Source organism: Aquabacterium sp. (assembly GCF_050725395.1).
Lineage (GTDB): Bacteria > Pseudomonadota > Gammaproteobacteria > Burkholderiales > Burkholderiaceae_C > Aquabacterium.
Map to the genome: position 1 here is coordinate 1 of NZ_JBOHHL010000024.1, position 18007 is coordinate 18007.

Consider the following 18007-nt stretch of genomic DNA (forward strand, 5'->3'; position numbering starts at 1 on the left):
GGCGCCGCCGTCAGCGTGCTGGCGCGCCAGCATGGCCTGGCCCTCACGGTGGTGGACGCCGGCGTGGCCCACGACTTCGCGCCCCGGCCAGGCCTTCAACTGCGCAAGATCGCACCCGGCACGGCGGACGCCAGCCAAGGCCCTGCCATGACACCTGCCCAATGCCAGGCTGCCGTTGACGCGGGCGCCGAGCTGCTGCGCGGCCTGCCTGGCAACGCCTTGCTGCTGGGCGAGATGGGCATCGGCAACACTTCCAGCGCGGCTTTGCTGATGGCCCGCCTGACCGGCCTGCCCATCGAGCACTGCGTGGGCCGTGGCACGGGCCTGGACGATGAAGGCGTCCAGCGCAAACTGGCGGTCTTGCGCCGCGTGCTGGACCGCCACTCCCAAGCCGTGGAGCCTCTGCAAGCCCTGGCGGCCATGGGCGGCTTCGAGATCGCGATGATGGCCGGCGCCGTGCTGGAAGCCGCCGCGCAGAACCGTGTCATCGTGGTCGATGGTTTCATCGCCAGCAGCGCAGTGCTCGTCGCCCAGGCTTTGCAGCCTTTGGTGCTGCAGCGCTGCGTGTTCGCGCACCAGTCCGACGAGCAGGGCCATGCCCGCATGCTGGACCACTTCAAGGCCCAGCCCTTGTTGAACCTGGGCCTGCGCCTGGGTGAAGGCTCCGGCGCCGCCTTGGCCTGGCCACTGCTGGAATCCAGCTGCCGCATCCTGGCCGAGATGGCCAGCTTCGAATCGGCCGGTGTCAGCACCGCCGATGTGCCAGGCCAGTGATGCTCAAACGCTTCGTCCATGAACTGCGCCTGCTGCTGGTGGCCGTGCAGTTCCTGACGCGCGTGCCCGTGCCGCGCTGGGTGGGGTTCGAGGCCGGCTGGTTGAACGAATGCGCCCGCCACCTGCCCCTGGTGGGTTTGGGCATCGGGGCCTTCGGTGCGCTCGTCTGGGCCGCGGCCCTTCAGGTGTGGCCGCCGATGGTGGCGGTGGTCCTGAGCATGGCGGCCACCGTCTGGCTCACCGGCGGCTTCCATGAAGATGGCCTGAGCGACACCTGCGATGCGCTGGGTGGCGCCGTCGGCCGTGACAAGGCCCTGCTGATCATGAAGGACTCGCGCATCGGGGCCTACGGCGCCCTGGCCTTGGCCCTGATGCTCGGCCTGAAGGCCAGCACCTTGGGCGGCCTGGCACAGCACGGTGCCTGGTGGCCGGCACTGGCCCTGGTGTGGACCCACGCGGCCTCGCGGGCCGTCGCCGTCGCCCTGATGCGCCTCTTGCCCTACGCGGGCGACATCGAACATGCCAAGGCCAAGCCCCTGGCCTTGAGCGTGCGGTCCGGTGCGGTGCTGGTGGCCTGGGGTTGGGTGCTGCTGGCCACGCTGCTCATGGTCATGCTGTCGCCCTTCGCGGACCCATGGGCTCGGCTCCTGCCTGCCATGCTGGCGGCAGGTCTGGCCTGTGCCTTGGTGACGATGGTGTGCGCGCGCTGGTATCGGCGACGCCTCGGTGGTTACACCGGGGACACCTTGGGGGCTGCGCAGCAGTTCAGCGAGGCCGCGGCGTTGCTGGCCTGGCTGGCGGTGGTGCACCAGGCATGAGGGACGACGATGCGCTTGAGGGCGCTGGCGCGCTATGGGCATGGCGCCATCCCAAGCCGGCGCAGGTGTCCGGTTTGTGCATCGGCCAGACCGATGTCAAGGTGTCCAACCGCCGGGCCAAGCGCCTGGCCCGACGCATCCAGAAGGCGTCGCGTCGCCATGGCCTCGCGCGCGTCGTCTACACCTCGCCCTTGCAACGTTGCGCGCTGGTGGGGCGCCATCTGCGGCGCTGGGGTTGGACGCATGTGACCGACCCGGCTTTGCTTGAGTTGCATTTCGGCACCTGGGACGGCCAGGCCTGGAGCACCATCCCGCAGGCCGACGTCGATCGTTGGTGCGAGGCCTTCGCCAACCACGCGCCGGGCGGTGGCGAGTGCTTGCAGTCGCTGTTGGACCGGGCCGGAGCCTGGGCGCCAAGGCATCCGCAAGCGGTGGTGCTGGTGGCGCACGCTGGCTGGATGCTGTCGCGCCGCTGGGTTCATGAACACCCGATGCCGCCGCTGAAGGCCAGCGAGTGGCCAGCCTCTCCCGCCTATGGCGCGCTGTGGCACCTGGCTTGATCGCGAGCGGGCGGTGCGTTCGCCTCAGTACCGCCCCGTGACCCCGGCGAGCCGCAAGTAGGTCTTGGCCATCCACGCGATGGTTGAACGACGCACCCGCGTCATCCAGCTGCGTTGCCGAAGCAGCGGCGCCGCGATCTCGGCACTGTCGGCGAAATCGCGCGCCAGCGCCGCAGACAGCGTGCGCACGAAACCTCGGTCGCGCACGACCAGGTTGGCTTCCAGGTTCAACACCAGCGACAAAGGGTCGAGGTTGGACGAGCCGATGGTGGCCCATTCATCGTCCACGCACAGCACCTTGGCGTGCAGCAGTGCCGGCTGGTATTCGAAGATGCGCACCCCGTGCAACTGCAGGTCGTGGTACAGCACCCGCGCCGCGATGGCCGCGATCCGGTAGTCGACCTTGCCTTGCAGCAGCAGCCTGACCGTGACGCCGCGCTTGGCGGCGTTGCGCAGCGCATGCCGCAGGGCGCGCGCCGGGTAGAAGTAAGGCGTGATGATGTCCACCCGCGTGCGCGCATGCTGGATGGCCTGCAGGGCCGTGCGCTCGATGGTGCGCCGCTGCAGCAGGTTGTCGCGCAGGATGAAGGCGCAGCGCATGGGTGCGCTGGTGGCCGTGGCCGCCGACAGGTGCTTTTGCTCCCCCGGCGGCAGGCGCAAGCGGGCCTTTTGCCACAAGGCGCGCAGGCGTTTCATGCTGCGGTGGTCGGCCATCCAGTGGACGATGTCATCGCGCCAGTCGCGTCCCACGGCGGCCCGTGTCCACATCGCCTTGACCGTGTGCGCCATCGGCATCACCGCCGGCCCGCCCACCTGCAAGGCATAGTCCAGCCTGGGGTTGGACGACCAGCCTTGCACCAGGTCGTAGCGGTCGTCGATCAGGTTGATGCCGCCCACGAAGCCCAGTGCGTCGTCGATCACGCACAGCTTCATGTGCATGCGCCGCCATTGCGCGGTGTCCAGCAAGCCAAACAAGCCGCGCACGGGGCGGTAGACCACCAGCTTGACGCCGGCCTCTTCCAGATCACGCCACAGCGCATCGGGCGCGTCCCGCGAGCCCACGCCATCCACCACGAAATGCACGGCAATGCCCCGGCGGGCCGCCCTCATCAGCGCTTGGAGCACGGAGTGGCTCTGGCCGACGGAGGACACCAGGTAGGTGGCCATCCAGACCGAGCGGGTGGCGGCATCGATGCACGTGCACAGGGCCGGGAACTGCTCGGTGGCCCCCTTGAGCAAGGTGACCTGGTTGCCGCCCGTGAACACCGGCTTGCGCTGGCCATACCAGGCCAGGCCGCGCAGCGCGTGCGCCGAACTTTCGCCGGGCAGCAGGTCCATCATCCGGGGTGGTCAAGGTCCAGTTCGACCACCAGAGGCAGGTGGTCCGACATGCGGGCCCAGGCGCCACCGCGCGGCACCATCACCGACTGGCAGGTCAGGCCGCGCGTGTAGACGCGGTCCAGCGCCAGCACAGGGATGCGCGAAGGAAAGGTGGGTGTGTTGGGTGCCTTGGGCAGCCCCGCGCGCTTGAGCTTGGCCGAGTGCAGCACCTGGTCGAGCTTCTCATTCCAGTCGTTGAAATCGCCCGCGATCACCACGGGCGCTTCGGGCGGGATCTCCTTGATCACCAGCCGGGCCAACTGTTCGGCCTGCCGCACACGGCTGGCGTGGATCAGGCCCAGGTGCACCACGATCACGTGGATCTCGGTGCCACGCCAGAACACCGGCACGTGCAGGAAGCCGCGCTGCTCGAAGCGGTGGTCCGAGACGTCGTGGTGGCCGATGTTGCCCAGCGGCCAACGGCTTAGCAGGGCATTGCCATGCTCGCCGTCCTTGGTGATGGCATTGGTGCGGTAGGCCACGTCGTAGCCATCGGGGGCGAGGAAGTCGGCTTGGGGCTGCTGCGGCCAGCACAGGGGGCCGTAATCCGTGCGCGAAAAACGCTTGGCCTCGGCCTTGTGGAACTGGCGAACTTCCTGGAGGCAGACGATGTCGGCATCGAAGGCCTCGACCGCCAAACCCAGGTTGTGGATTTCCAGGCGTTTGGTGGGGCCCATGCCCCGGACGCCCTTGTGGATGTTGTAAGTGGCCACCCGCAGGTGTGTGGACGACAGCGTCGAGGGTGGCAGCAGTGAGGACTGGAGAGGATTCAGCACGGCAGATCATTTCCCACAGCGGCGCGAACGAAAGTGTTCACGCTTCACACGATAGCTGCAAGTGGCGTTCCTGTTCAGTCGGGGAAAGGCTTGGCTTTCCCGGTAAATCTCGGCAATTGCAGGATCGCCTCGGCGTTCGAGGGGGAAAAGCAGCGGTCAGCGGCTTCTTTCCAGGGCAGCCAGGCCCAGGCCGTGTGTTCGCGTGGCGCCAAAGTCACGGGAATGTCGCGTGGCACACACAGTCCGAATACCCGCTCGGTGTTGTGGGTCACGCCCGGGGCATAGCGTTGCCGCCAAATGGGGTAAATCTCGTAAATGTTCTCGATGGCCCAGTCCTGCAGGGCTTCCAGGGGCAGGTCAGGGCTGCCGACGACGATGCCGGTTTCCTCTTCGACCTCGCGCCGCGCGGTGACATCCCAGGGCTCGTCTTCGAGGTCTTTCGAGCCGGTCACGCTTTGCCAGAAACCCGGTTGCTGGGCGCGTTCGATCAGCAGCACGTCCAGTTCGGGCGAGTGGATCACCACCAGCACCGACAGGGGGATCTTGGGCGGGCGGGCCACCTTGGCATCGCTGCCCACGGCTCAGGACTTCTTGCCCACCACCGCCACGGCTGGCGGCAACTGCTTGGCCTGCAGCTCGCGCACCTGCGTCACCAGCTTGTTGTGCGCATCGTAGAAGGCCGCCGCGATGACCTTGCCTTCGTTGGAATTGCTCCAGCCCAGCCCGGCGCCCCCGCCCAGCTTGCCGGCAACAAAGCCGCCCACGCCCAGGTCGGTGACCTTGACCGAGCCGGTGGACGCGGCCAGTTGTTCGGTGGTTTCGTTGTCGGTCAGCAGCAGGGCCACCTGGGCTTCCTTGACCTTGACCTGGTCGACCAGGCCCGCCAGCCCGGCGATGTCGCGCAGCACGGGGATGGCCGCGATGAGGCCGCTGATGCCCCGTCCAGCGTCCTGCTCGCTGAACGTCAGGCTGGGGATCAGCGTGTACTGGGCCTCATAGCCCTTGCCTTTGGACACCGTGCTGTCGGCGCGCACGATGCCGGCTTCCTTCAGCTGGCTTTCCTGGATGGTGCTGCGCAGGCCCGAGGCGCGGTCCACCACCCGGAAGCAGCCGCTTTGCTGGGCAATGAGCTTGAGCAGCGGCACGGGCGAGGCCGGCAGCTGGTAGCGCGAGGTCATGGTGTACCCGTCGGGGTTCTCGGCCAGCGCCAGCGTCGCCACCGGTGCGGTGCATGTCACCAGACCGCTGTCGGCGCCTTGCGCTCCCTTGGGCCCGGCCGAGCCGGACACCACCGAGCCGCCCTGGCCCAGTTCGGTCTTGGCCTGCTGGGTCATCTTGTCGCCGCAGGCGCTGAGGCCCAGACCAAACGACAGCGTCAGCGCACAAAAAATGGCTGAGCGGTGAATCCGATGACTTGAATGCAGCATGTCCAATTCCCTGTAAGCCATGAAAAACGGGCCACCCGAAGGCAGCCCGCGCAGTGTACCGAGGGAGCCGCCCGTGGGCGATCCCTCTTAATGATGAGGTCAGGCCGCGGCCGTGCCGGCCTGCGGGTTGCGCAGGCGGATGTGCAGCTCTTTCAGCTGCTTCTCGTCGACCGGGCTCGGCGCGTGCGTCAGCAGGCACTGGGCGCGTTGCGTCTTCGGGAAGGCGATCACGTCGCGGATCGACTCGGCACCCGTCATCAGCGTGACCAGGCGGTCCAGGCCGAAGGCCAGGCCACCATGCGGGGGCGCACCGTATTGCAGCGCGTCCAGCAGGAAGCCGAACTTCAGCTGTGCTTCTTCAGGGCCGATCTTCAAGGCGCTGAAGACCTTGCTCTGCACCTCGGCGCGGTGGATCCGGATCGAGCCGCCACCCAGTTCCCAGCCGTTCAAGACCATGTCGTAGGCCTTGGCGATGCACTTCTCGGGGTCGGTGTCCATGAGGTTTTCATGGCCGTCCTTGGGCGCGGTGAAGGGGTGATGCACCGCGTTCCAGCGGTCGCCTTCTTCGTCGTGCTCGAACATCGGGAAGTCGACCACCCACAGCGGGGCCCACTTGTTCTCGAACAGGCCGTTCTTCTTGCCGAAGTCGCTGTGGCCGATCTTGACGCGCAGGGCGCCCAGGCCATCGTTGACCACCTTGGCCTTGTCGGCGCCGAAGAAGATCAGGTCGCCGTTTTGCGCGCCGGTGCGCTTGAGGATCTCGGTCAGCGCTTCGTCGTGCAGGTTCTTCACGATGGGCGATTGCAGGCCTTCACGGCCCTTCTCGACCTCGTTGACCTTGATCCAGGCCAGGCCCTTGGCGCCGTAGATCTTGACGAACTCGGTGTAGGCGTCGATCTCGCCGCGCGACATGGCGCCACCGCCGGGCACGCGCAAGGCGGCCACGCGGCCACCCTTGGTCGTGGCGGGCGTCGAGAACACCTTGAAGTCCACGCCGGCCATGATGTCGGTCAGCTCGGTGAACTCCAGCTTGACGCGCAGGTCGGGCTTGTCCGAGCCGTACAGGTGCATCGCGTCGGCGTACTTCATGACCGGGTAATCGCCCAGGTCGACGTCCAGCGCCGTCTTGAAGACGTGGCGGATCATGCCCTCGAACATGTCGCGGATCTCTTGCTCGCCCAGGAACGATGTCTCGATGTCGATCTGGGTGAATTCGGGCTGGCGATCAGCGCGCAGGTCTTCGTCGCGGAAGCACTTGGTGATCTGGTAATAGCGGTCGAAGCCGGCCACCATCAGCAGCTGCTTGAACAGCTGGGGCGACTGGGGCAGGGCGAAGAACTGGCCATCGTTCACGCGCGAAGGCACGAGGTAGTCGCGCGCGCCTTCGGGCGTCGACTTGGTCAGCATTGGTGTTTCAATGTCGATGAAGCCGTGCTCATCGAGGAACTTGCGCGCTTCCATGGCCACGCGGTAGCGCAGGCGCAGGTTCTTCTGCATGTAGGGGCGGCGCAGGTCGAGCACGCGGTGCGTCAGGCGGGTCGTTTCCGACAGGTTCTCGTCGTCCAGCGGGAAGGGCGGTGTCACGCTGGGGTTCAGCACTTCCAGCGTGTGGGCCAGGATCTCGATCTTGCCGCTGGTCAGGGCGGCGTTCTCGGTGCCGGCGGGGCGGGCGCGCACCAGGCCGGTCAGCTTCAGGCAAAACTCGTTGCGCACGCCTTCGGCCACCTTGAAGGTGTCCACACGGTCGGGGTCGCAGACGACCTGGACCAGGCCTTCGCGGTCACGCAGGTCGATGAAGATCACGCCGCCGTGGTCGCGGCGACGGTGGGCCCAGCCCATCAGCGTCACGGTCTGGCCCATCAGCGCTTCGCTGACCAGTCCGCAGTAAGTGGTTCGCATCGTTGTTCTCCGGATGATCTGTTCGTGTTCGTGGGGTGGCGGCGCAAAAAAGCGCGGGCCCGCCCGGAACCCTCGATTGTCCCTCAGGAATCGAGCTCGTTCAGCCTGTGTGGCTGCGGGCGTGGGTGTTGTCGACCACCAAATGCGGTGGCGGGGCCACCACGCCCATGGAAATGATGTACTTCAGGGCTTCGTCCACCGACATTTGCAGCTCGATCACATCGCTGCGCGGCACGATCAGCATGAATCCCGAGGTGGGATTGGGCGTGGTCGGCACGTACAGGGTGAGGTGGTCGTCGCTCAGTTGCGCCGCCACTTCGCCGCTGGGCTTGCCGGTCACGAAACCGATGGTCCAGGAGCCGGCGCGTGGGTACTGCACCAGCACCGCGTGGCGAAAGGCCTGGCCGCTGCTGGAAAACAGTGTGTCCGAGACCTGCTTGACCGAGCTGTAGATCGATTTGACGATCGGGATGTTGGAAAACACCCGGTTCGATTGGTTGACGATCCACTGGCCGGCGAAATTGGTGACGGCCAGGCCCGTCAGCAGGAGCACCGACACCATCACGATGGCGCTCAGGCCAGGGATGTGCTTGAGCGCTTCCAGGCTGGGGCGCAGGCTTTCGGGCAGCACGGTCTGCGCGGCGATGATCAGGCCGGCAAAAACGCCGTCCAGCAGGCCGAGCACCTGCAGCATCACCCAGATGGTGATGGTCAGGGGCAGCCACACGAGCAAGCCGGTCAGGATGTATTTCTTCACAAATTCGCTTCAGGAATAGGCCGTGGAGGCGGGGTGATGGCCTCCAGGAAGGTGCCATCAACAGGGGGGAGCGTGTTCAGGCTGTGCCGGACGCCGGCGCGCTGGTGCCGCCAGCGGCGGGTGTGGTGGTCGCGGCCGGTGTCGTGGCCGCGGCGGTGCCGGTGGCGGCCGGTGCGTCGCTGCCAGCGGACGCAGCGCCCTTGTCCTTGGCTTCAGCCGGGGCGGCCGCGCCGCCATTGGAGCCGTTGCGGAAATCGGTGACGTACCAGCCCGAGCCCTTCAACTGGAAACCGGCCGCTGTCAATTGTTTCTTGAAGCTTTCGGCGCCGCAGGCGGGGCAGGTGGACAGGACAGGGTCGGACATCTTCTGCAGAACGTCCTTGGCGTGACCGCAAGACTCACAGCGGTAAGCGTAGATCGGCATCTCAAACCCTCGGGTTTTCCAGGAAAGGCACCATTCTAAAGGGCCGGGCTCAGGCCAGGTGCTGGGTTTTCTTGCCCTTGTTGGGGATGAGCTGGGGCGCCAGGGAGCCGACCAGCATGCCGATCAAGGCCGCGATCAGCCCCGCCAGCTGGCCGGGGAAGGCCTCGCCCCAGGGCTCATGCGCCAGGAAACTGCCCCACACCACGATGCCCATGAAGATGGACAGGATGGCGCCTTGCGTGGTGGCGCGCCGCCAGTACAGACCCAGTGTCAGGGGCACGAAGGCCGCCACCAGCGTGACCTGGTAGGCCGACGACACCAGGTCGTAGATGGCCGTGCCCTGCATCATGATGGCGTAGCTCAGCACCAGCGCCGTGAACACGAAAATGGTGATCCGCAGGGCTTTCAGCGTCTGCTGGTCGGTCATGCCCGGCTTGATGTTCTTGAGGATGTTCTCGACGAAACTGGTCGATGGCGCCAGCAAGGTGGCCGACGAGGTCGACTTGATGGCCGACACCAGGGCGCCAAAGAAGAAGATCTGTGCCACCAGCGGCATGTGGGTCAGGATCAGCGTGGGCAGCACCTTCTGCGGGTCGTTGGCCAGCAGTTCCCTGGTCTGCTCGGGCATGATCAGCAGAGACGAGGCCACGATGAACATGGGCACGAACGCGAAGGCCAGGTAACTGAAGCCGCCGATCACGGCGCCCCGGCTGGCGGTCTTGCTGTCTTTGGCCGACATCACACGCTGGAACACGTCCTGCTGCGGGATGGAGCCGAACATCATGGTGATGGCCGCGGCGATGAAGGCGATCCACCCTGAAGGCGTGTGCTCGGGCAAGATCTTGAACCAGTCGTTGGCGTGGGCCAGCGCGATCACCTTGTCGGCCCCACCTGCCTGGTGGCCCGCCATCACGGCGATCAGCGACAGGCCGATCACCAGCACGATCATCTGGATGAAGTCGGTCCAGGCCACGGCCAGCATGCCGCCGATCAGCACGTAGACCAGCACCAGCGAAGTGCCGATGATCATGCCCACCCAGGGCGCGATGGTGCCGCCCGACAGCACCGAGAACACCAGACCCAGGGCCGTGATCTGGGCGGCCACCCAGCCCAGGTAGCTCAGGATGATCGCGATGGAGCAAAACACCTCCACGCCTTCGCCAAAACGTTCGCGGTAGAAATCGCCGATGGTCAGCAGCTTCATCTTGTACAGCCGCGTGGCGAAGAAGGCGCCCACCAGCACCAGGCACATCGAGGCGCCGAACGGGTCCTCGACCACTTCATGAAGTCCGCCTTGCACGAACCTGGCCGGGATGCCCATCACGGTTTCCGCCCCGAACCAGGTGGCGAAGGTGGTGGTGATCACCATCGCCAACGGCAGGCTGCGGCCCGCGATGGCGAAGTCGGTCGTGTTCTTGATGCGTGTGCCGGCGTAGACCCCGATGCCCATGGTTCCCACCAGGTACAGGATCACAAACCAGAGCAAAGTGGTGTTCATGTCGCCAAAAACCTTTTCACTGTCGGGCCAAGGATCGGCGCGCAGTGTAAAGCCTTGCTCGCCTAAATCATGCCGGCCAAGTGAAGCTTCAGCAAGAGTTGCGCCACGAGGATGCCGGCGACGAAGCCCAGGCCCACCCACAGGGCGGCGGACATGGTCCGGTTGGTCTTGCGCTGCTCCTTCAAGATGGCGGCCAAGTCCCGTCGGATGGCGCTGTCGTTGCGCTCCAGGTTCTGGTGGATCAGGCGGGGCAGTTCAGGCAGGATCTTGGCGTAGCGGGGTGCTTCCTGCTTCAGGCGGTCGAGCATGCCGCGCCAGCCCACCTGCTCGTTCATCCAGCGCTCCAGGAAAGGCTTGGCGGTGCTCCACAGGTCCAGGTCGGGGTCCAGTTGTCGGCCCAGGCCTTCGACATTGAGCAGTGTTTTCTGCAGCAGCACCAGTTGTGGCTGGATTTCGACGTTGAAACGCCGCGAAATCTGAAACAAACGCAACAAGACCAATCCCAGGGACAAGTCTTTCAGGGGGCGGTCGAAGTAGGGCTCGCACACCGTGCGGACCGCGGCTTCCAGCTCGTCGACGCGTGTGTTGGGTGGCACCCAGCCGCTTTCGATGTGCAATTCGGCGACGCGTTTGTAGTCGCGGCGGAAGAAGGCGATGAAGTTCTGCGACAGGTATTCCTTGTCGACCTCGGTCAGCGTGCCGATGATGCCGAAATCCAGCGCGATGTAGCGGCCGAAACTTTCAGGCGCCAGGCTGACCTGGATGTTGCCGGGGTGCATGTCGGCGTGGAAGAAACCATCGCGGAACACCTGGGTGAAGAAGATGGTGACGCCGTCGCGCGCCAGTTTCTTGATGTCGACGCCAGCGTCGCGCAGGCGCGCCATGTGGCTGATCGGCACGCCTTTCATGCGTTCCATCACCATCACGGTCGAGGTGCAGTAGTCCCAGATCATCTCCGGAACCAGCACCAGGTCGAGGTTCTTCATGTTGCGGCGCAGTTGCGCGGCATTGGCGGCCTCGCGCACCAGGTCGAGTTCGTCGTGCAGGTATTTGTCGAATTCGGCGACCACCAGGCGTGGCTTGAGGCGGCGGCCATCGACCCACAGGAATTCGACCCAGCCTGCCAGCTTGCGCATCAGGGCCAGGTCGTCGTCGATCACGCGCAGCATGCGAGGGCGCAGCACTTTCACGGCGACTTCGCGCCCATCGTGCAGCACGCCAAAGTGCACCTGCGCGATGGAGGCGCTGGCCACGGGTTCGGGGTCGAACTGCTTGAACACGGCGGCGATGGGCTTGCCCAGGGCCTTCTCGATCAGCTTGACGGATTCTTCGCCGGGGAAGGGTGGCACGCGGTCCTGCAGTTTGGCGAGTTCATCGGCCACGTCCGGCGGCAGCAGGTCGCGCCGCGTGGACAGCATCTGCCCGAACTTGACGAACACCGGCCCCAGGCGTTCCAGGGCCTGGCGCAGCCGTTCGCCACGCGGCGCATGCAGGCGCCGTCCGGTCGAGATGACACGCGACAGCAGCCGCAGGCTGGGGCGGCGCAGGCTGTCCAGCGCCAGTGCATCCAATCCGTACCGCAGGAAGATCAGGCCGATGAACAGGGCGCGCATCAGGGTTCCCTGAAGCCAGGGCGGCCGCCAGCCTGCGGACGCCAGCGCAGCACCGCCTGCCGGAGGCTTTCGCCCACGGAGCGCAGCACCTGGCTGGGCGTGTTGCCGACCCACCGCGCCAGGTCGTCCTCGATGTCCCAGCGCAGGTTTTTCATCAGCCAGGAGGCCGTTTCAGCCAGTGCAGCATCGCCATCGATGCTGACCTCGGGGCGTTCGCCTTGCAAAGCGCGGCGGGCCATGGTCCAGGGGGCGGTCAGGTGCACGGTCAGGGTCAGGCCGGCGGGGATGTCGGATGCGGCGTCGGCGGTGGCCAGCTCGAACAGGCCGGCGGGGGTCACGGTCAGGCGGACCGGCTGGGGTGCCCAGTCGGCGCTGGTGCTGCCCGGCGCGAGCCACGCCGCGAAGGGGGGCACGAAGGAGGATGTCCAGCGGATGTCGATGGTGCGGCCCACGTGCGGCGTGAGCTTGGCCATGGCCACGGGTTCGCTGGCCACCACGTGGTTGAGCAACAGTGCGAGCCGCGGCAGTGCCAGCGGGCCAATCAGAGAGAAGGGGTTGATTGCCATGAACCAATTGTAGGTGGGGCCCGACAGCTGAAACGGACGGCTACCAATTCGGGTGGTCACCGTTCCATTTGTCATGTTTTTTGAGCCACAATCGTTGGCAGACTTTATGCATGGCGCCCGACCCTGGGCCCGCTGTGGTCATGGGCTGCTCACGCTGGGCCATGACGTGGGCAGAGTTCAACGATTTCCGGGGCCTCGGGGTCAGCCCCTGGTGTACATGTTCAATAACCGCAACTACAACCGAACGTTTTTCAACGCACCTCAGTCGGTAACGTCCTTCATCGCGGCATTCCTGGAGCCGCTGATCACGGTGCTTTCGCTGCTGGGAACCATGGCTTATTACGACGAGCCAGTCCTTCGCGCGTCCATGGCCCTGTGCTTGTTGGTCTTCGCCCTGACTTTCCCGGGGCGCAACCGATTCAACGATTCCCGCCTTGAAGCGGGCGTGGACATTGCCAGCTCCTGGATCTCGATGCTGCTGATCTTGTGGCTGTGCGGGTACGCCACCAACAGCCTGATGTTCTTCGACTTCACCGTGATGCTGTCCTGGGCGGTGGTCACCCCCGTGCTTCAGTGGGTGGCGGTGCTGATCGGCAAGGCTATCCTGAAACACCGTTCATCGCAGCCCAACGCGCGCCGCCGCGCCATCGTGGTGGGGGCGGGGCCCCTGGGTGGCAAGGTGGCCCGTGCGCTGCAAAGCAACCTTGATCAGGGCACCGAGTTCGTCGGCTATTTCGACGACCGCACCGACAGCCGCGTGTTGTCCGAGGCCGTCAGCATGAGACTGGGTGGCCTGCGCGACGTGGCCAACTATGTGTACGCCCACAGCATCCACGAGGTCTACATCACCTTGCCGCTGGGCTCGCAGCCCCGCATTGTGGAATTGCTGGAAGCGGTGCAGGGCACCACGGCATCGCTGTATTTCGTGCCCGACGTGTTCGGCATCAGCATCATCCAGGGCCGCTTGCAGGACATGAACGGCGTGCCGGTGGTCGGCATTTGCGAAACCCCTTTCACCGGCACCAACGAGCTGGTCAAACGGGTCTCCGACATCATCCTGGGCAGCATCATCCTGGTCCTGATTTCGCCCATCCTGCTGACCATCGCGATCGGGGTGAAGCTGAGCTCGCCCGGCCCGGCCATCTTCCGGCAGAAGCGCAATGGCCTGGATGGCGAAGAGATCATCGTCTACAAGTTCCGGTCCATGCGCTCGCAGGACAACGGCTCGGTGGTCAAGCAGGCCACCAAGGGCGATTCGCGCATCACGCCTTTTGGCGCCTTCATCCGCCGGACCTCGCTGGATGAACTCCCTCAGTTCATCAACGTGCTCCAAGGGCGCATGAGCATCGTGGGGCCGCGCCCCCACGCCGTGGCGCACAACGAGGAATACCGGCGCCTGATCAAGGCCTACATGGTGCGCCACAAGGTGCGCCCTGGCATCACCGGCTGGGCCCAGGTCAACGGCTACCGGGGCGAAACCGAAACCATCGAAAAAATGCAGGCGCGGGTCGAATTTGACCTGGAATACCTGCGCAACTGGTCGTTGGGGCTGGATTTGCAAATCATCATCCGGACCATTCGCCTGATGATCTTTGACCGCAACGCTTATTGAAAGAGGTTGGCCGTGAACAAGACAATGAATAAACGTGCGCTGAGTTCCGTGGCCGTGGCCGCTTTGTGGGCCTGTGCTGTGCCGGCCCAGGCCGATCCGCTCGCCTTGCGCCTGAGCGAAACGGTGTCCTACGACAGCAACTATGCCCGGAATGCCACCGATCAGGCCGAAGTGATTTCAAGCACGGGCGTTGGCCTGACTTTCAACAAGTTGTATGGCCGTCAAAACTACTTTGCCTCTGGCAAATTCGACGTCAACAAGCACAAGAATTTCAAGGAACAGGACAACAACAGTTACGACGTGGATGGCCGATTTGTGTCGGAAATCGCGTCGAATTGGGCCTTGTCCGTGAATGGTTCCAGCAGCAGGCGCCTCAATTCGGTTGAAAACAACCCATTGAACCAACGCCTTTCCAAAAATGAGCTCAGCCAGCACGATGCGGGTTTGAACCTGCAATATGGGGTGGCGGGCCGTTGGTCATTGCTGGGCTCCTTGGGGGCGTCGCGCACGTCTTATTCCCTGGATTCCTTCGATTACCAGAATCGAGATCAAAGCTCCGGCGGTTTGCGCTTGGTGTACAACACCAGCGACCTGCTGAGTTTCGGCTTTGGGGTGTCCGCTGCGAACAACGAGTATCCCAATCAGATCGTGGCTGGTGTTCCGGAAGAGGTCAAACAGCGCAGCATCGACTTCTCGACCAATTACCAGGCCACCGGCTCCAGCCGATTGAACGGGATCCTGAGTTACGCCAAGAATAAATACAAATCAGACGCGGCTGCGAACTTCAAGGGTTTCACGGGGCGCTTGAACTGGGATTACAAACCAGGCGGCGCGACCACCTATAACCTGGGACTCTCGCGGTCCACGAACAACGATGGCAGTGGAACCGGACTGCGCAACAATGTCTATTACCAAGACATTGTGGAAACAGGGCCAGGCACCGCCGAACTCGTGAAGCGCTACATCGATACGTCATACCAAACAGTAACAACCTCCCTGGATGGCAAGGTTCGCTGGGCGCCGACCGCCAAGCTGGGATTCAACGCCAATGTGGGTTGGGATTTGTACAAGGTCAAGAAGTCATACTCGGTAGCAAGTACTTTGAGCGGTGAAACCTCCAGCCGCTATCGGGTGTTTGGCTTGTCGGCCGACTACCAATACTCTCGCGCCATTGCCATGGGCTGCAGTGTTCAGCAGTACAAGCAGGGTGCCGAAAGCAACCCTGGGGTCAGCAATGGCGTCCCTCGCGTCGCCTTCGATGGCCAGACGGTGAGCTGCAACGCCAGCTTCACCATCGACTGAGGCCCGACCCCATGCCCTGCATCCTCCTGACCGGCGCCACGGGCTACATCGCCTCCCACACTTGGCTCGCCTTGCAGCAAGCCGGATTTGACGTGGTCGGGGTCGACAATTTCGTCAACAGTTCGCCCAAAGTGCTGGCCCGCCTGGAGCACCTGGGCGGCATCAAGCCCCGTTTCGTCGAAGGCGACGTTCGTGACCCGGTGGTGCTGGACCGTTGCTTCGCCCTGGGGCAGGCCGAGTTCGGCGGCATCTCCGCCGTGGTGCATTTCGCGGCCTTGAAGGCCGTGGGTGAATCGGTCGAAAAGCCCCTGGACTATTTCGAGAACAACCTGGGCGGTCTGCTGTCCGTGACCCAGGCCATGAACCGCCATGGTGTGTTCAAGCTGGTGTTCAGCTCGTCGGCCACCGTGTACGGCAAGCCCGATCAGTTGCCCATCACCGAAGATGCTGCCCTGCGCGTGACCAATCCATATGGTCAAACCAAGCTGATGGGCGAGGAAATCCTGCGCGAGCTGGAGCGTTGCAATGGCCAGTGGCACATCGCCTACCTGCGCTATTTCAACCCCGTGGGCGCGCACGAAAGCGGCCAGATCGGCGAAGACCCGCGCGGCATTCCCAACAACCTGATGCCCTATGTGGCCCAGGTGGCGGCCGGCAAGCGCGAGCACCTGAATGTGTTCGGCAATGACTACGACACGCCCGATGGCACCGGGGTGCGCGACTACATCCACGTGTGCGATCTGGCGGAGGGCCACGTGGCGGCCTTGCGTTACCTGGCCGATCAGAATCGTTCCCTGACAGTCAACCTGGGCACCGGGCAGGGCTACAGCGTCATCGAATTGGCGCAGGCTTATGGCAAGGCGGCCGGGCGCGAGATCCCGCTGGTTTTTGCCCCTCGTCGCCCGGGTGACATCGATGCCTGTTACGCTGACCCCGCTCACGCTTTCAAGACCATGGGCTGGAAGGCCCGCCGAGGTCTGGACGACATGTGTGCCGACTCCTGGCGCTGGCAATTCAACAATCCCCAAGGATTCGCGGGATGAGTCCGGCCTGAATTTTGCTGAATGAATCGTATGAAACTCAATTTGCTTCCCGTGATCATGGCCGGTGGATCGGGCACCCGCCTTTGGCCGCTTTCCCGCGCGCTGTACCCCAAGCAGTTCCTGGTGCTGCAAGGCAACCAGAGCTTGTTCCAGCAAGCCCACTTGCGCTTGCAATCGCTGGGCGCCGAGGACATCGACGTCGCCAAGCCTTGCGTGGTCGGCAACGAAGAGCACCGTTTCCTGGTGCTGGACCAGTTGCGTGAACTCAAGGGCGAGCCTTCTTCCCTGCTGCTCGAGCCCGTGGGCCGCAACACCGCACCGGCCGTGGCCTTGGCCGCCTTGCAGGCCGTGGCCGAGGGCGATGACCCCATCCTGGTGGTGACCCCCGCCGACCAGACCGTGACCGACGAGGTTGCGTACACCCAGGCCCTGCAGACCGCCGTTCGCGCGGCGGCCAAGGGTGACATCGTGATCCTGGGCATCACGCCCGACCGCCCTGAAACCGGGTTTGGCTACATCCGCACGGGCGATGCCCAAGCCGATGGCGCCCGGAGCGTGGCGGCTTTCGTCGAAAAACCCAATCTGGAAACTGCCAAGGGCTACCTGGCCGAAGGCGGCTACTTCTGGAACAGCGGCATGTTCGTGATGCGCGCTTCGCGCTGGCTGGCCGCCCTGGAGCATTTCCGTCCTGACATCCTCGAGGCCACGCGCAAGTCGTTCGAGGTGCGCACCACCGACGCCACTTTCGTGCGCCCGGGCAAGGCCGAGTTCGCCACCGTGCCGTCGGAGTCGGTGGACTACGCCGTCATGGAGCAATGCCCTGGCAAGCCCGCCAGCGGATTCGTGGTCCGCATGGTGCCGCTGGACGCCGGCTGGTCCGACCTGGGCGCTTGGGACGCCGTCTGGCAGGTCAGTGAGCAAGACGCACAAGGCAATGCCAGCCAGGGTGATGCCATGTTCCACAACAGCCGCAACACCTTGGTTCACGCCACCAGCCGCCTGGTGGCGACGGTGGGCCTGGACAATGTGGTCGTGGTCGAAACGCCCGATGCCGTGCTGGTGGCCGACCGCGCCTGCAGCCAGGAGGTCAAGCAGATCGTCAATGCCCTGGCCCTGCAAGAGCGCAGCGAAGGCACCTTGCACCGCCGCGTGCACCGGCCCTGGGGTTGGTACGACTCGATCGACTTCGGGCCACGTTTCCAGGTCAAGCGCATCATGGTCAAGCCCAAGGCCAGCCTGAGCCTGCAGATGCACCACCACCGCGCCGAGCACTGGATCGTGGTCAGCGGCACGGCCGAGGTCACCAACGGCGACAAGGTCCTGATGCTGTCGGAGAACCAGTCGACCTACATTCCCCTGGGCACCGTGCACCGCTTGGTCAATCCCGGCACGATTCCTCTGGAGATCATCGAGGTGCAGTCCGGCAGCTATCTGGGCGAAGACGACATCGTGCGCTTCCAGGACAACTACGGGCGTTCCGCCTGACCGCGTCGCGGCAAGGTCCGCGAGCGTCCAAAAAGCAAAAGGGGCCCTTCGACAGGCCCCTTTTGCTTTTTGG

At 64.7% G+C, this 18007-nt stretch carries 17 protein-coding genes; 7 read left to right on the forward strand and 10 right to left on the reverse strand.

The window, feature by feature from the left end; genetic code table 11:
- From cobT to ACREB4_RS14535, 3 genes are all read left to right on the forward strand, one after another.
- Nucleotides 1-774: nicotinate-nucleotide--dimethylbenzimidazole phosphoribosyltransferase (gene cobT, locus ACREB4_RS14525; protein WP_431588943.1), on the forward strand; the 774-nt coding region annotated here is incomplete at its 5' end.
- Nucleotides 774-1592, forward strand: coding sequence for an adenosylcobinamide-GDP ribazoletransferase (cobS, locus tag ACREB4_RS14530; RefSeq protein WP_431588944.1), 819 nt, complete (start codon nt 774-776; stop codon nt 1590-1592). The genes cobT and cobS, both read left to right, overlap by 1 nt.
- Nucleotides 1589-2152: a histidine phosphatase family protein gene (locus ACREB4_RS14535; RefSeq protein ID WP_431588945.1), complete on the forward strand. Its 564-nt coding sequence runs from the start codon at nt 1589-1591 to the stop codon at nt 2150-2152. Before cobS ends, ACREB4_RS14535 begins: the two co-directional genes overlap by 4 nt.
- A gap of 24 nt (nt 2153-2176) precedes the next feature.
- On the opposite strand, the gene clsB is transcribed toward ACREB4_RS14535, so the two are convergent.
- The 10 genes from clsB to ACREB4_RS14585 all read right to left on the reverse strand — a co-directional run bounded on the left by clsB (nt 2177) and on the right by ACREB4_RS14585 (nt 12492).
- Complete coding sequence (gene clsB, locus ACREB4_RS14540; RefSeq protein ID WP_431588946.1) at nt 2177-3493, reverse strand: cardiolipin synthase ClsB; 1317 nt, start codon at nt 3491-3493, stop codon at nt 2177-2179.
- Nucleotides 3490-4305: an endonuclease/exonuclease/phosphatase family protein gene (locus ACREB4_RS14545; RefSeq protein WP_431589006.1), complete on the reverse strand. Its 816-nt coding sequence runs from the start codon at nt 4303-4305 to the stop codon at nt 3490-3492. The genes clsB and ACREB4_RS14545 overlap by 4 nt, the downstream gene beginning before the upstream one ends.
- A 77-nt stretch (nt 4306-4382) precedes the next feature.
- Nucleotides 4383-4886 (reverse strand): dihydroneopterin triphosphate diphosphatase, encoded by a 504-nt coding sequence (nudB, locus tag ACREB4_RS14550; RefSeq protein WP_431588947.1) that lies wholly within the window; start codon nt 4884-4886, stop codon nt 4383-4385.
- Between the two features lie 3 nt (nt 4887-4889).
- Entirely contained in the window at nt 4890-5735 is an 846-nt protein-coding gene (locus tag ACREB4_RS14555) for a CsgG/HfaB family protein (protein ID WP_431588948.1), read from the reverse strand.
- Between the two features lie 99 nt (nt 5736-5834).
- Nucleotides 5835-7634, reverse strand: a complete 1800-nt coding sequence (gene aspS, locus ACREB4_RS14560) for an aspartate--tRNA ligase (RefSeq protein ID WP_431588949.1) — start codon at nt 7632-7634, stop codon at nt 5835-5837.
- Nucleotides 7635-7734: 100 nt separating this feature from the next.
- Nucleotides 7735-8391 carry a DUF502 domain-containing protein gene (locus ACREB4_RS14565; RefSeq protein WP_431588950.1) on the reverse strand — a complete coding sequence of 219 codons (657 nt, stop codon included), beginning with the start codon at nt 8389-8391 and terminating at the stop codon, nt 7735-7737.
- Between the two features lie 76 nt (nt 8392-8467).
- Entirely contained in the window at nt 8468-8815 is a 348-nt protein-coding gene (locus ACREB4_RS14570) for an FmdB family zinc ribbon protein (RefSeq protein ID WP_431588951.1), read from the reverse strand.
- 49 nt (nt 8816-8864) lie between these two features.
- Complete coding sequence (locus tag ACREB4_RS14575) at nt 8865-10313, reverse strand: sodium:solute symporter family protein (RefSeq protein ID WP_431588952.1); 1449 nt, start codon at nt 10311-10313, stop codon at nt 8865-8867.
- Between the two features lie 62 nt (nt 10314-10375).
- Nucleotides 10376-11926 (reverse strand): ubiquinone biosynthesis regulatory protein kinase UbiB, encoded by a 1551-nt coding sequence (ubiB, locus tag ACREB4_RS14580; RefSeq protein ID WP_431588953.1) that lies wholly within the window; start codon nt 11924-11926, stop codon nt 10376-10378.
- Complete coding sequence (locus ACREB4_RS14585) at nt 11926-12492, reverse strand: hypothetical protein (RefSeq protein ID WP_431588954.1); 567 nt, start codon at nt 12490-12492, stop codon at nt 11926-11928. The genes ubiB and ACREB4_RS14585 overlap by 1 nt, the downstream gene beginning before the upstream one ends.
- A 217-nt stretch (nt 12493-12709) precedes the next feature.
- Here ACREB4_RS14585 and ACREB4_RS14590 point away from each other — a divergent pair, with 217 nt between their 5' ends.
- The 4 genes from ACREB4_RS14590 to ACREB4_RS14605 are packed head-to-tail and all read left to right on the forward strand — an operon-like array spanning nt 12710 to nt 17934.
- Nucleotides 12710-14104 carry an undecaprenyl-phosphate glucose phosphotransferase gene (locus tag ACREB4_RS14590; protein WP_431588955.1) on the forward strand — a complete coding sequence of 465 codons (1395 nt, stop codon included), beginning with the start codon at nt 12710-12712 and terminating at the stop codon, nt 14102-14104.
- 12 nt (nt 14105-14116) lie between these two features.
- Nucleotides 14117-15406, forward strand: a complete 1290-nt coding sequence (locus ACREB4_RS14595) for a hypothetical protein (protein WP_431588956.1) — start codon at nt 14117-14119, stop codon at nt 15404-15406.
- An 11-nt stretch (nt 15407-15417) separates the two neighbouring features.
- Nucleotides 15418-16449, forward strand: coding sequence for a UDP-glucose 4-epimerase GalE (galE, locus tag ACREB4_RS14600; protein ID WP_431588957.1), 1032 nt, complete (start codon nt 15418-15420; stop codon nt 16447-16449).
- Nucleotides 16450-16479: 30 nt separating this feature from the next.
- Nucleotides 16480-17934: a mannose-1-phosphate guanylyltransferase/mannose-6-phosphate isomerase gene (locus tag ACREB4_RS14605; protein ID WP_431588958.1), complete on the forward strand. Its 1455-nt coding sequence runs from the start codon at nt 16480-16482 to the stop codon at nt 17932-17934.
- The last annotated feature ends 73 nt before the right edge of the window (nt 17935-18007 follow it).

Coding starts and splice junctions, on each gene's coding strand:
- ACREB4_RS14605 (WP_431588958.1), top strand. CDS start 16,480: ATGAAACTCAATTTGCTTCCCGTGATCATGGCCGGTGGATCGGGCACC.
- galE (WP_431588957.1), top strand. CDS start 15,418: ATGCCCTGCATCCTCCTGACCGGCGCCACGGGCTACATCGCCTCCCAC.
- clsB (WP_431588946.1), bottom strand. CDS start 3,493: ATGATGGACCTGCTGCCCGGCGAAAGTTCGGCGCACGCGCTGCGCGGC.
- ACREB4_RS14555 (WP_431588948.1), bottom strand. CDS start 5,735: ATGCTGCATTCAAGTCATCGGATTCACCGCTCAGCCATTTTTTGTGCG.
- ACREB4_RS14575 (WP_431588952.1), bottom strand. CDS start 10,313: ATGAACACCACTTTGCTCTGGTTTGTGATCCTGTACCTGGTGGGAACC.
- ACREB4_RS14570 (WP_431588951.1), bottom strand. CDS start 8,815: ATGCCGATCTACGCTTACCGCTGTGAGTCTTGCGGTCACGCCAAGGAC.
- ACREB4_RS14590 (WP_431588955.1), top strand. CDS start 12,710: ATGTTCAATAACCGCAACTACAACCGAACGTTTTTCAACGCACCTCAG.
- cobS (WP_431588944.1), top strand. CDS start 774: ATGCTCAAACGCTTCGTCCATGAACTGCGCCTGCTGCTGGTGGCCGTG.
- ACREB4_RS14535 (WP_431588945.1), top strand. CDS start 1,589: ATGAGGGACGACGATGCGCTTGAGGGCGCTGGCGCGCTATGGGCATGG.
- ACREB4_RS14585 (WP_431588954.1), bottom strand. CDS start 12,492: ATGGCAATCAACCCCTTCTCTCTGATTGGCCCGCTGGCACTGCCGCGG.
- aspS (WP_431588949.1), bottom strand. CDS start 7,634: ATGCGAACCACTTACTGCGGACTGGTCAGCGAAGCGCTGATGGGCCAG.
- ubiB (WP_431588953.1), bottom strand. CDS start 11,926: ATGCGCGCCCTGTTCATCGGCCTGATCTTCCTGCGGTACGGATTGGAT.